Source organism: Streptomyces sp. NPDC050287 (assembly GCF_044459385.1).
Lineage (GTDB): Bacteria > Actinomycetota > Actinomycetes > Streptomycetales > Streptomycetaceae > Streptomyces.
The window spans coordinates 26,509-38,091 of the sequence record NZ_JBITIY010000005.1 but is presented as its reverse complement, the minus strand read 5'-3'; the positions used below and the strand labels follow the sequence as shown (position 1 = coordinate 38,091).

Below are 11,583 nucleotides of genomic sequence, written 5' to 3'. Positions count from 1 at the left end.
GATCAGCGGGTGCGGGAGGCGGCGGTCGCCGGGGCGGCGGGTACGGGCACAGCCGGCGGAGTGTCGGGGGCCGGTGCACGGCGCAGTCCTGCCAGGACCGCGCCGGTGTTCTTGGCGTAGGCGTCGCGGGCGGCGACGGACTCGGCGATGCGGCGGGCGCAGTCGACGATGTGACCGGCGGCAAAACGGCCGATCTCCCGCTCAGGAGCGATGAGTTCGCGCAGCCTCTCCAGCTGGAAGGCGATGTTGCGCTCAGCGAGCACCAGATCGCTGTGACTGCCGGTGAGCGCAGCGAGCAGGGTGGCGTCGGAAGTGTTGCCGGCGAGGGCATCGAGTTCGGCGAGGGGCTGTCCGAACAGCGCCTCGATGCGCTGGGCGATGATCTCGGAGATGGCGTGGGCGGTGGCGTCGGGCAGGGGCAATCGGCGGGCTTTCAGGGACGGCGGGTCCGCACCGCCCCGGCACGGCCGGTTGCCGGGGCGGGCGGAGCAGTGGCGGTGATCTTCGGTTGGGCGAACCGCACCGACTGCGCGGGGCGTTGATCGCGAGCGGGCATGGTCCGCAGGAGGTCGTCGAGGGCGGCGACGTAGCCGTCCCGGCCGGCCAGCGCAGCCTCCAGCCACTGGGCGTCCCAGCGCAGGTCCTCGGCGGACAGCTCGCCCAGGTCGCGGTCGCAGGACATCGAGGCGTGGACGCGATCACGTACGCGGACGACCTGTTCCTCGGCGACCGCGAGAAAGCTACGCAGTTCCAGCGCACGGTGGAGGGCGGCGCAGACCTCAAGATGGGCTGCCTGCGCATACAGCTCGGCGACGGAGGCACCGAACGCCTCCTCCAGCACGGTGTCGCGGCTGGTGGACTTGTCGATGACGCTCATCGCGTCACCCCGCGCGTCGGGATACCCCGCTCGCCGGGCAGTGCGGGCGCCGCGGTGGGCAGCGCCGGCGCGCGGCGCGCGGCGGGGTCGGCACCACGCCAGGCGCCAGGCCCGCGCTTGCCAGGGGCGAGGGGGTCGAGGAGGTAGTTCACGACCATCACGCGACCGTCACGTGCAGTGACAGCGGCGTTCACCTGGTGCGCCAACTCCATGACAGCGCCGTAGAGTTCGCCCGGGTGCGTGCCGAGCGCCTCGACAAGCGCGTCCTCCACGGTGTCGAGTGCGTCCTGGGTTTCGGCGAGCAGGCCGTACCAGTGCACGACACTCGTGGCATCGGGGTTGGCCTGTGGTGCCGCCTGAACCGCCCGGCGCAGATCGGCGAGAGGCATCTGGAAGCGGTCCTCGATCCGCTCAGTGACGACGCCCATCACGTCCTCGCTGAACTCGGGCACGGAGAGGCTCCTTTCATTCGCTTTTCGGGGGCAGGAAAATGCACTGCAAATCCGGTCCGTGCGGGAGCGGTCCGCGAACCCGGATGCCGAAGAGGGGAATTGCGGGCCGGTCTGCTAGTCCAGGCACATCGCGGTTTCGCGGTAGACGTACGTTCCGGACACCCACCCCTTTACGCCGGTGGTCTTGTCCGTGATGTAGCGCCAGTTCCCACTGCTCTTGTGGACGGTGAACTTGTGGCTGCGGTAGAGCACGCCGAGCGCCGTGGACTTGGCGGACGCCTTGGAGCGGATCGTCACAGCCTTCGTGTGCACCTTGTACGGGAGCGGCTTTGCCGAGCAGCTGCTGACGGTGGTTGCGGCACTGGCGGTGGGGATGGAGACGAGCGGGAGAGCGAGCGCGCCGAGAACGGCGGCGGAGACAGCTATGCGGCTGGTGCGCATGGGGAATTGACCTCCACGAAAATAGGGAAGGGATTGCGGAAGCGGACCCGGGCTGATGCCGTGCGGGCCGAGAACAAGAGTCCGGAGAATCCCCGGTTTCGGTAACCGGGGATTGCGTGCTATGTTCCGCGCCGCCTAGCTCAGGGCAGCCGGCATTTCAGTGGGCGGGGAAGGGGAAATCCGGTGGGTAGCCGCGAATCTAGCGGCCCGGACCGCGCGATGGAGCGGGGTGCGCGGGCAGAGCGGGGACGCCCGGAGCGGTGGTGTGGCGGGCTGGCGGTGACGCGGCCGGCAGCGGGATCGCCTCGCCATCCCAGTGCGCTTCCCACCACTGGGTGGCTGCCTCGAAGGTGGCGAAGGCGCCCTCGCGCAGTGTGTGCGTCCACGCGTCGGTGTCGACCTCTTCGAGCAGTACCCGGAACGGCAGTGGCGCCTTCTCGTCGATGGCGCGCAGCAGCACGGTGGTCTCTATCGGCTCGGCGTCGTGCGTGTAGCTGGTCAGCGGGGCGAAATGGTCGCCGTCGCTGCGCAGTCGCTTCTCCAGGGCGCGGGTGGCCTGGTTGGCGGGTGTGGTGCCCATGCCGTCGGGCAGGAGGATCTTGTCCTCGGGGCAGCCGCGGGCGATCAGCCAGGACTGAGCCATGGACGGCAGCGGCAGTTCCTTGTGCGTGAAGCGGAAGGTGCGCGCCGCCGAGTCGCGTTTGAGGTGCAGGGCGACGATCTGAGGTTCGCCGGGGATGCCCCAGGTGACGGCGCGGTTGTGCATCACGTAGAAGCTGTGCTCGCCGTCCTCGGTGTGGTGCTCGGCCAGCAGGGTGAGCATGTCCTGCTCGATGGTGATGTGCTGCCAGAACTGGTCGGCGACGTGGTCGTTGACGGCCTCATATCCGTCGAGGCGGAAATCCGGTTCGTAGGTGGGCATCGGTGCTTTCGGTGCAACGACGCCATGGACGTCGTGGGCAGGGCGTGTTGATCTGTTCACCGACGCAGGTGTGCGGGAGCGCGTGATGACGCTGACTGGGGCGACGGCGTGGTGCCGGGCGGGCCTGCGGGGCGCGGGGCGGCAAGGACGGCCCGGCCGGCGTCGGTGAGGGTGACGGGCTGGCCGGCGTGCACTGGGTGGGAGGTGTCGCGGTCCACGAGGCCGCTCGCCTGCAGGCGCTGCAGCTGGGCGTAGGAAATGCGGGTACGGGAGGGGGTGACCACGGCGAGCCGGTGGGTGAGGAGGTTCTCGTGCAGTTTGGCGCCCTGGACGATGGCGAGCAGGGCCGCGACGTCTTTCGTCGGCACCTGCCGTGGCGCTCTTCGCGGGGCGGCGGCTTCGATCGGCTCCAGCGCGGCGGCGGCCTTGGCCTGCTCGGCGTCGCGCTCGCCGATGGCGTGCGCCAGCTGGTCGACCGTGCGCTCGATCCGGGCCAACAGCGCCTCATCGACGGGGAACTCGCCGGACACCAGGCGGGCGAGACGGGCGCGGTGGAAGGTGACGTCCCGCTCGGCCCGGACGAGGTCGCGGTGGGCGTCCGCCAGGGCCGCCTGCGGTGCGTCGAGGAGACCGGCCTCGCGGTGCCGCCACAGCGTCTCGATGCTGCACCCTGCGGCCGTCTCGATCCTGTGGTCGAGCACGGTGCGCGGGTGGCGGTTGGGCGAGGGGGCGGGCGGTGAGCTCATGTCGGAGCGGTTCTTGTGTGCGGGAGGGCGTCCGAGGCGCACGCGTCCAGGGCGATGCTGACCTCGACGTAGGGGCCGTCGCGGGTGCGCCGGGTGGGCCCCAGACGCTCCAGGAGCCGGAGCATCGGCGCGTTGGACGCCTGCGTGAACGCGGTGAGGGTGTGTGCCCCGCGCGTGCGGGCCATCCGGGCCGCCTGCCGGGCCAGGGCTGTTCCGATGCCGCGGCGGTGGTGGTCGTCGGCGACTTGCAGTCCGAGGTCGACGACGCCCGGCTCCCGGCTGACGGGCCCGAGGCAGACGAGGGCCAGTGGCCGCTCGTCCGCGTCGAGTCCGAGCCAGCACTGCGCCTGGGCGAGCAGCCGTGTCAGGTCGCGGGGCGTGAGGCGGGTGCGGCCCCAGCGGCGCAACAGGTTCTGTTCGGAACACTGCGCGTGGAAGGCGGCGACCAGGTCCCAGTCCGCCGCCGTCACCTCGCGGGTACGCGCGAGGGCGGGGTGGGTCAGCAGGAGCAGTCCGGGCGGGCGGCCTGCAGGTCGCCGCGCCGGTAGGCCCGGTAGCGGCTGCCGTCGACCTTGCGCGGCTTGCGGGACTGGACTCCGTAGGGGCGCAGGAGCAGAGCGAGGCGGACCGGGGTGAGGTCGGCATAGCGCCAGCGTCCATCGGCCTCGCCGGGCAGCTCGCGCAGGCGCGTGACCAGCTCCGCGGTGCTCACATACTCCGCTGCACCCAGGACGTCGAAGATGTCAAGGCAGGCGTGGACAATCGTCCTCGGCCGGCTCGGGCAGGTCAGGAACTCCTCGCACGTGGCCTTGTGGAGGTCATCGAAGCCGTCGAGGTCGTCGGGACCCTCCAGATCCTCGAAGTCGTCGAGGCCCTCGAAGTCGGGATCGAGGTCCGGATCGAAGTCGGGATCGAGGTCCGGATCGAAGTCGGGCTCTTCGTCCTCCACCGGCTCGTACTCGCTGGGCGGTTCGGGCCCGTACGCAGCCGCGCAGCAGCAGGAGGTGGACAGCAGCGCACTCAACTCGGCTCCGGCTGCCATGCGTTCGATCAGCAGGTCGGTGAGCGTGTCGAGCTGCTCGGTGGCACTGACGCCGGCGGGACGGTCGGCGCCGGACAGGGCGGTGAGCTGCCGGTCGAGGTCCTGGATCTCGACGAACACATCGACGATGGCGCGGTGGTGCGGGTTCTCGGTGACCTCGGTCGGCGCCAGTACCGCGGCGGCGACCTGGTCGATCAGGGTGGGGAACTGCGTCAACGAATGGGGCCTTTCAGGGTCGGGGGCAGTGCGGGTCGGGGAAGGCCGGGCATCGCGTAGGGCGGTGGTCCTGGCTTGGGGATGGGCTGGCGCGCGCCCAGCTGCGGCGAGCGGGTGCGGGCCGCGTGGGTGCGCTCGCCCAGGGGCCGCCGGGTGATGCCGAGGCGGGCGCGGGCGGTGTCGTACACGTCGTGCGCCTCCCGCGGGCGTACGGCCACGACGTGGATCTCGGTGGTGTGCGTGGAGTTCGCGGGCGCCGGCCGCTGGGCGTAGACGATGCGCCACGCGTTGCGGTGATCGACGTAGACCTTGCGGCATCCGGCGAGATCGCGGGTGAGTTTGGCGCCGAACAGGCGGGCGTTGACGACGTCCTGGAGCTGGGCGAGCGCCAGGTCGCGGATGTCTGCGGGGGCCTGGAGAAGGTCGTTCAGGGCCCGCGGGTCGAAGGAGAGACCGAAGGCGAGCCGGTCGTGGCCGCTCATCCGGCCCCCTGGCCGGGTGCGCCGTTCTCGTCGGACTCTGCGGTTTCGGCGGTGGTCCGGCTCGAGGGCGGCGGTCCGGGCAGCAGGCGGTGGGCGGGGCGGTCCGGATCGGTCATGCACGCGGACAGCGGCCCGCCGGCAGCCCGGACGGTGGCCATGGCGTGGGTGAGGAAGTCCCGGTGCCAGACGAACAGGCCGGACAGACCGGCCTCGGGATCCTTGTGCTGCTGGTAGGCCAGCCACAGGGCGTGGAGCCAGGCGACGACGTCGGCGTGTTCCTGCCACTGCTCGCACCACGGGGCGGCGGTGGTGACCTCCGCCCCGTAGACCCGGACGAGGAAGTCATCCACCCAGTCCGACAGCGCGTCGAGCTCGTCTTCGTACTCCTCGCCCTCCAGCTCCAGGATCGGGCGGGGCTCCGGCAAGGAGCTCTGCGGCGCCAGGCCCGCGAACCCTGGCATGCCGAAGGCGCCGAACGGTGAGTCCGTGGGCGGCGGTGCGGAGGCGAGGCTGTCGAGCTGGCGGGCCTGCTCGGCAGACTGGTCCAGCAGTTTGCGGACGCTCGCCTCAATGCTCTCCAGATCGGACTCCGGCAGCCGGACCGGTTCCGGCTCCCCGCCCTCCGGGGGGACTATGGATTCAGGCACGAAAAGGGGCCTCCTTGAGCCGCAGCCAGTGGGCGTGAATTCCGGCTCAAACCATCCGGAGAATCCCCGGTTTCGGTAACCGGGACTTTGCTGCTATAACGCCCAGCGCGGCACGGCCATGGCATGACGGGCCACGCACCACAGGCCGTACCACGCTGCACAACAGGGCTCAGGACGTGAGGGTCAAGTCGTCCTGGGACAAAGTCTGTTGCAGCGTTTCAGTGAGCCGGTCGGCTGCTATCGCGGCATAGTGCTTGGTCTTCTCGACGCCGATGAAATCGCGGCCCTCCAGCAGGGCCGCGACTCCCGTCGAGCCGGATCCGCAGGTGAAGTCGAGCACCGTGCCGCCGGGCGGGGAGATCTGCACCAGCTCCCGCATGACGGAGACGGGCTTCTGCGTGATGTGCTGGCGACTCTTGCCCGACGGCTGCGAGGCGCTGTACAAGCCGGGCAGGTAGACCGGGTTCCTGGAGGCGTCGATCGGTCCGTTGCTGGCCCAGACGACGAATTCGCAGTTCTGGGTGAAACGTCCCTTCTGAGGGCGGGCCTGCGGCTTGTGCCAGGCGAGCACGCCACGCCAGAGCCAGCCGGCGGCCTGGATGGCATCCGTGGTGATCGGCAGCTGCCGCCAGTCGGTGAACAGCAGCGCCGTGCCGCCGACCTTGGTGAGCCGGTGTGCCTCGGTCATGATCTGGGTCAGCCAGAAGCCGTACGACCGCTGATCCATGTTCTCGCCGGTGAAGTCCGGCAGTTCGTGACCTGCGTCGGCAGAGGTGTACTTCTGCTTCGCGCTGCGGGAGGTGCGCTCCTTGGCCGTTCGCCCGCCGCTGTTGTACGGCGGGTCGGTGATGACGGAGTCGACGCAGTCGTCCGGCAGTTCGGCGAGGACGCCGAGCGCGTCGCCCTGGTGCAGGGAAAAAGGCAAAGAGATACCCCAATTCGGGTCGGGTGAGGTGAGGGAGAGACGCTCCGGCCCGCCTGGATAACCCGCGGGACCGCATGCAGGCAGGAAGGCACTGCGGGCCACGCAGCGGCGGGGGCGAGGGGAGGAGACAAAACTGTAGGGCACGATCCCCGGTTGAGCGCTATCGCCGCCGAAAACCCCGAAATAGAGCCTTGATCAGAGACGATTTCGGCAACCGGGGATCCGCCCTTAGTGTTTTGGAACTGCCCGGCGGACCACGCCGATGGCGCATCCCCGCCCCTGCCTTCGTGGAGGTATCCCCATGTCCTGGCACACCTGACCCGACGCCTCTGCACCAGCGCGAGCGGCAACTCGCCCACGTGCACCTGGGCCCCCGATTTACCCACCACCCCGGCCGTCGCGCCCTTTCCTCAACGACGCACGCGCCGCCGGGACTTCACCAAGGACCTCGCTGTGACATCGCACTACCCTCCCCTGCCCGCGCACCGGTCTCCGGCCCATGACGGCCGCCCGGGAGGCGTCCCCGATTGAAGGGCGTGGCCGCCGGCATCGGCGTCTTCGTCCTCTCTCCTCTCCTCCTCGCCGGCACGGCCATGCTGATGGCCACCAGCAGCGAGGCCGCCCAGACCACCTACTCGTCCTTCAGCTGCGTGGGCGACGTCGACACCGACACGGTCGTCGAGCAGGTCACCAAGATCCTCAACGGTGCGACCGCCAAGGCCGTGCACGTCGAGGGCCTGTCCCTGCCCGAGGAACAGATCCCCAACGCCCGCACGATCGTGGCCACCGGGCTCGGCCTCCACGTGCCGAAGAAGGGCCAGATCATCGCGCTCGCCACCGCGATGCAGGAATCCCGGCTGCGCAACCTGAACGCTGGCGACCGCGACTCGCTGGGTCTGTTCCAGCAACGGCCGAGCCAGGGATGGGGCACCGCTACGGAGATCCACGACCCCGTCTACGCGAGCGAGCAGTTCTACAAGCACCTGCTCGCGGTGGACGGTTGGCAGCAACTGACCGTCGCCCAGGCCGCGCAGAAGGTCCAGCGCTCCGGCTACCCCGACGCCTATGCCGACTGGGAGGAGCTGGCGACCGCCCTGCACAAGGCGATCGCCGCGACGTTCCCCGACGCCGACCATGACACCAGCGAGACGAACACCACCTCCAGTACCGCGCCCTGTGCGGCGGCCAAGGACGGCTCCGGGTACGGCAGCATCCCGGAAGGGTCGGTACCGAAGGGCTACTCGATTCCGAAGGACGCCGATCCGAAGGCGCGCGAGGCGATCGCCTGGGCGATGGCGCAGCTCGGCACGATGTACCAGTGGGGCGGCACCTGCACGGCGCCGCACGGCCCCGACCCGATGGGCCGCTGCGACTGCAGCTCGCTGACCCAGCAGGCGTACAAGCACGTCGGCATCCAGCTCACCCGCACCACGTATACGCAGGTCAACGAGGGCAAGGCCGTGTCCCCCAAGGCGCTCAAGCCCGGTGACCTGATCTTCTCCCGCGGCAGCGCCGCCCGCCCCGAGCACGTCGGCATGTACCTCGGCTCGGGACTCGCGATCGAGGCCCCCCGTACCGGAAAGCCTGTGCGGATCACGCCGCTCGCGGACTGGGACATCCTCGCCGCCCGCCGCGTCATCTGACCCCCGGTCGGGGCGCGGCAGCCCCGGCCCACCGCCCCTGACCGGGATACCCCCTGGGCCTCTTCCGCACTCACCTCGGACGGGCCCCGCAGGACCCGCCGTCCTGCCCACCCTCATTCCCCTGACATCACGGAGCACCTACTTGATAACCCGCCACAGCACCCAGCGCGCCCTCGCGGCAGCTTCCCTGGGCCTGGCCGTCGCCGCCGGCGGCCTGGCCACCGCCAGCACGGCACAGGCGTACGACACCGGCACCACCACGATCAGCTGCAGTGCGGTCAAGATCCGCAAGGCCCCGTCGAAGTCGTCCACCGTCGTGGGCATCGGCTACCGGCACGACAAGGTCGTCTACGACCAGTGGGCCTACAAGAAGGCCGAGAAGACCTGGTACACCCGCGGCACCGTGACCCGGAAGTCCGACGGCAAGAAGATCCGCGGCTACATGATCTACAACTGCGCGAACCCGTACAAGACCAACCCGGCACCGAAGCCGTCGATCCCGAAGTAGCGCACCCCGGAAGCCGGTTCGGAGCCTGAGCCGAAGCGCCATCGACAGCAGCCCCGGCCCGGCCTGTGGCCTCGTCCACCCTCGGCGCGAAACCTGCGTGACCTCGTGCACGCCACACCGCCCCAACGCGGGCGCCGACCGGGCCAGCCGTCTCCCGCACCGCTGCCGGCCTTCCTTCTCGAGGCAGTTGCCTCGCCCTCTCGCCCTTTCTGTGATTCCCGCGCGCCGGGCTTCGGCGTGCCCAAGGAGCCTCATTGCACCTGCTCGAAACCGTGCAGTATCTGGCCTACGACCCCGGCATCACGCCCTCGGGCGGTGGCCTGCCCGGCCTCGCCGTGCTCAAGAACGTCGTCAACTCGATCAACCTGTTCGCGATCGTCGCCGTTGTCGGCGCGCTCGCCGTCTCCCTCGGCGTGTGGGCGTGGGGCCACCACACCGGCGGCCACCAGGCCGAGGCCAACGGCAAGAAGGGCGCGGTGGTCGCGGCGGGCGCCGCCCTTGGTCTCGGCGCCGCGAACGGGGTCGTGGCGTTCTTCTCCGCCCTGGGGTCGCAGGTCCACTGATGCCGAAACGATTCCCCTCCCTGTCCGGCTACGGCCTCGGCTGGTCGACCCGCCAGCGCATCACGGTCCTCGCGACCGGCCTCGCCGTCCTGCTGGCCCTCGCCGTCGTCGTCGCCCTGCTCACCGGCCGCACCACAGCCGGCGACAGCCAGGCCGCCGCTCCGTCCTCCGGGCCGAGCAGCAGAACCTCCGCGTCCGCCGGCCCGGCGGCGCCGGCCGGGGCCGGTTCGGTGGCCAAGCCCCCGCAGCTGGCGGACCCGGTCGCCTTCGCCAAGGCCGCCGCGGCAACGCTGTGGTCGTACGACACCCGCACCACCAGCCGTGACCAGCAGCTCGCCGGAATGAGGGCGTGGCTGACGTCGGAGACGAAGTACGCCGACTGGTCCTCGATCGCCACACAGGTGCCGGAACCGGTGCTGTGGTCGCGGATGGCCGACCAGGACCAGTACGCCACCGCCACCGTCACGGAGGCCCACTACCCCTCGGCGTTCAAGCAGGCCCTGGCGGACGATCCGTCGGCGATCACCGAGGCGTACATCTACGCCGTCACCGTCACCGGCAAGCAGCAGATCGCCTGGAAGAAGGGCGGGGCCGGCGCCGAGGACCGCTCCATCACCCTCGCCGTGCAGTGCCGCCCCAACGCGAACTGCTCGCTGGTCTCCATCGCCCCCCGCGTCGTGCCCTGACCTGCCCCCAGCCCACCTGAGAAAGGAGGGGATTCCCCCTTGGGCTTCTGCGACCTCCCTCTCGCGGACAAACTCTGCGCCGTCGGTGACGCCGTGGATTTCGCCTCCGACCCGGGCACGGCCATCGGCAACTGGATGGCCAAGAGCGCGGGCGAACTCGCCGCGGCCGCAGCTGACTTGGCCGCCGAGGCGGTCAACACCACCACCAAGGTCGACTTGAACGCCGGGTGGTTCCGAGACAACTACGAGATGATCCTGCCGATCGGCCTGATCGTCCTCGTCGCCACGTTCTGCGCCCAGCTCGTGCGCGCCGCGATCCGCCGCGACGGCCAGGCGCTCACCCAGGCATTCACCGGCACCGCCACCGGCGTGCTGTTCGCGTTCACCGCGATCGCCTTCACCACCGTCGCCATCGAAGTCGTCAACGCATTGAGCGACGGACTCTTCAAGGCCGCCAACCTCGACATCGGCACCGCGGTGCGGCGCATCGTCAAGGTGGGACAGATCGCTGAACTGTCCGGCCTGGGCTGGCTCGTCACCGTCTTCGTCGGCATCGGCGCCGCGATCGGCGCCTTCCTCTACTGGTGCGTGATGATGGTCCGCAAGGTCGGCATCCTCGTCATGGTCACCCTCGCCGTCTTCGCCGGAGCCGGCGGAGGCTGGGAGGTCGCCCGCCGCTGGCGCAAGGGCTGGATCGAAGCCACCGCCACCCTCGTGGTCAGCAAGTTGCTGATGACTGTGATCTTCGTCCTGGGGATCGCCGCGATGGGCAAGACCGAGGCGAAGGACGGCATCGCCGCCCTCGCCGACGTGATGGCCGGCATCGTCATCCTGGCGCTGGTCCTGCTATGCCCGTACGCCACGTTCAAGTTCGTGCACTGGGCCGCCTCCGAGGGCTCCGACGCCGAGACCCTGCACCGCTCCGGCGGAGCCGGTGCGCAGATGGCCCGTCAGCACGCCGAACGCGCCGGACGCAAAGCCGCCGCCGCGGTCGCGACCGCGGGGACTGGCGGTGCCGCGGCCGGAGCAGGCGCCGCTCCCCAGGGCCCGGACTCCGTGCCGGGCGGCTTCCCCGGCGACATCGCCGCCAACCCGGACACCGGCAAGGAAGGCGGCAGCTCAAACGCCCCGTCGTCCGGGAGCGAGGGGATCAAGAACGGTCTGGACAAGGCCGTCCAGCCCCCGCCGACCAGCCCTCGTGACGACACCAGTGGTCAGTTCGGCGGTGCACCCGGACCGGGTGGCGGTTCCGGATCGCCCCCCAGCGGCGGCAGCGGCTTCATGTCGCAGCCCGGCGCCGGCGCCTCGACGCCACCGCCGCAGGGCGCCCCGCCGGCACCGAACTCGGCCGGCACCTCCAACGGAACCGGGGCACCGCCGCCTCCGCCCGCCGGCCTGTGACCTTGCCCGACTCCGGGGCGGCACGCGCTGCC

General features: G+C 70.5%; 16 protein-coding genes. 5 read left to right on the top strand and 11 right to left on the bottom strand.

All coding sequences use genetic code 11. From position 1 onward, the window contains the following. Positions 1-2 precede the first annotated feature (2 nt). The 11 genes from ACIBK3_RS18760 to ACIBK3_RS18710 all read right to left on the bottom strand — a co-directional run bounded on the left by ACIBK3_RS18760 (position 3) and on the right by ACIBK3_RS18710 (position 6,750). Positions 3-422 carry a hypothetical protein gene (locus tag ACIBK3_RS18760; RefSeq protein ID WP_266586626.1) on the bottom strand — a complete coding sequence of 140 codons (420 nt, stop codon included), beginning with the start codon at positions 420-422 and terminating at the stop codon, positions 3-5. A gap of 11 nt (positions 423-433) precedes the next feature. Next, positions 434-877 (bottom strand): hypothetical protein, encoded by a 444-nt coding sequence (locus tag ACIBK3_RS18755; RefSeq protein WP_266586624.1) that lies wholly within the window; start codon positions 875-877, stop codon positions 434-436. Then, the gene (locus ACIBK3_RS18750) at positions 874-1,329 is read right to left on the bottom strand and encodes a hypothetical protein (protein ID WP_266586622.1); all 456 of its coding nucleotides are present in this window, start codon (positions 1,327-1,329) and stop codon (positions 874-876) included. Before ACIBK3_RS18750 ends, ACIBK3_RS18755 begins: the two co-directional genes overlap by 4 nt. 114 nt (positions 1,330-1,443) lie before the next feature. After that, positions 1,444-1,770 (bottom strand): SH3 domain-containing protein, encoded by a 327-nt coding sequence (locus tag ACIBK3_RS18745; RefSeq protein ID WP_266586620.1) that lies wholly within the window; start codon positions 1,768-1,770, stop codon positions 1,444-1,446. Positions 1,771-1,969: 199 nt separating this feature from the next. Then, positions 1,970-2,692, bottom strand: a complete 723-nt coding sequence (locus ACIBK3_RS18740; protein ID WP_266586618.1) for a hypothetical protein — start codon at positions 2,690-2,692, stop codon at positions 1,970-1,972. Between the two features lie 56 nt (positions 2,693-2,748). Continuing rightward, complete coding sequence (locus tag ACIBK3_RS18735) at positions 2,749-3,438, bottom strand: hypothetical protein (RefSeq protein ID WP_266586616.1); 690 nt, start codon at positions 3,436-3,438, stop codon at positions 2,749-2,751. Then, positions 3,435-3,908 (bottom strand): GNAT family N-acetyltransferase, encoded by a 474-nt coding sequence (locus ACIBK3_RS18730; RefSeq protein ID WP_266586614.1) that lies wholly within the window; start codon positions 3,906-3,908, stop codon positions 3,435-3,437. Before ACIBK3_RS18730 ends, ACIBK3_RS18735 begins: the two co-directional genes overlap by 4 nt. A gap of 29 nt (positions 3,909-3,937) precedes the next feature. After that, a complete protein-coding gene (locus tag ACIBK3_RS18725) occupies positions 3,938-4,696 on the bottom strand; it encodes a DUF3631 domain-containing protein (RefSeq protein WP_269653734.1) in 759 nt (252 codons plus the stop codon). Further along, positions 4,693-5,178: a hypothetical protein gene (locus ACIBK3_RS18720; RefSeq protein WP_266586610.1), complete on the bottom strand. Its 486-nt coding sequence runs from the start codon at positions 5,176-5,178 to the stop codon at positions 4,693-4,695. Before ACIBK3_RS18720 ends, ACIBK3_RS18725 begins: the two co-directional genes overlap by 4 nt. Then, positions 5,175-5,825 (bottom strand): DUF4913 domain-containing protein, encoded by a 651-nt coding sequence (locus ACIBK3_RS18715; RefSeq protein ID WP_266586608.1) that lies wholly within the window; start codon positions 5,823-5,825, stop codon positions 5,175-5,177. The genes ACIBK3_RS18720 and ACIBK3_RS18715 overlap by 4 nt, the downstream gene beginning before the upstream one ends. A gap of 169 nt (positions 5,826-5,994) precedes the next feature. Beyond that, a complete protein-coding gene (locus ACIBK3_RS18710) occupies positions 5,995-6,750 on the bottom strand; it encodes a site-specific DNA-methyltransferase (RefSeq protein ID WP_054243551.1) in 756 nt (251 codons plus the stop codon). A 527-nt stretch (positions 6,751-7,277) separates the two neighbouring features. Between ACIBK3_RS18710 and ACIBK3_RS18705 the strand changes: the two genes are divergently transcribed. The 5 genes from ACIBK3_RS18705 to ACIBK3_RS18685 all read left to right on the top strand — a co-directional run bounded on the left by ACIBK3_RS18705 (position 7,278) and on the right by ACIBK3_RS18685 (position 11,551). Further along, positions 7,278-8,393, top strand: coding sequence for a C40 family peptidase (locus ACIBK3_RS18705; protein ID WP_266586606.1), 1,116 nt, complete (start codon positions 7,278-7,280; stop codon positions 8,391-8,393). 142 nt (positions 8,394-8,535) lie between these two features. Continuing rightward, entirely contained in the window at positions 8,536-8,901 is a 366-nt protein-coding gene (locus ACIBK3_RS18700) for a hypothetical protein (protein ID WP_266586604.1), read from the top strand. Between the two features lie 254 nt (positions 8,902-9,155). Then, positions 9,156-9,464: a DUF6112 family protein gene (locus tag ACIBK3_RS18695; protein ID WP_033530972.1), complete on the top strand. Its 309-nt coding sequence runs from the start codon at positions 9,156-9,158 to the stop codon at positions 9,462-9,464. Continuing rightward, entirely contained in the window at positions 9,464-10,150 is a 687-nt protein-coding gene (locus ACIBK3_RS18690) for a hypothetical protein (RefSeq protein ID WP_266586600.1), read from the top strand. The genes ACIBK3_RS18695 and ACIBK3_RS18690 overlap by 1 nt, the downstream gene beginning before the upstream one ends. 39 nt (positions 10,151-10,189) lie before the next feature. After that, the gene (locus ACIBK3_RS18685) at positions 10,190-11,551 is read left to right on the top strand and encodes an ATP-binding protein (RefSeq protein ID WP_399366885.1); all 1,362 of its coding nucleotides are present in this window, start codon (positions 10,190-10,192) and stop codon (positions 11,549-11,551) included. Positions 11,552-11,583: the final 32 nt, after the last annotated feature.

Coding starts and splice junctions, on each gene's coding strand:
- ACIBK3_RS18735 (WP_266586616.1), bottom strand. CDS start 3,438: ATGAGCTCACCGCCCGCCCCCTCGCCCAACCGCCACCCGCGCACCGTG.
- ACIBK3_RS18720 (WP_266586610.1), bottom strand. CDS start 5,178: ATGAGCGGCCACGACCGGCTCGCCTTCGGTCTCTCCTTCGACCCGCGG.
- ACIBK3_RS18740 (WP_266586618.1), bottom strand. CDS start 2,692: ATGCCCACCTACGAACCGGATTTCCGCCTCGACGGATATGAGGCCGTC.
- ACIBK3_RS18745 (WP_266586620.1), bottom strand. CDS start 1,770: ATGCGCACCAGCCGCATAGCTGTCTCCGCCGCCGTTCTCGGCGCGCTC.
- ACIBK3_RS18690 (WP_266586600.1), top strand. CDS start 9,464: ATGCCGAAACGATTCCCCTCCCTGTCCGGCTACGGCCTCGGCTGGTCG.
- ACIBK3_RS18755 (WP_266586624.1), bottom strand. CDS start 877: ATGAGCGTCATCGACAAGTCCACCAGCCGCGACACCGTGCTGGAGGAG.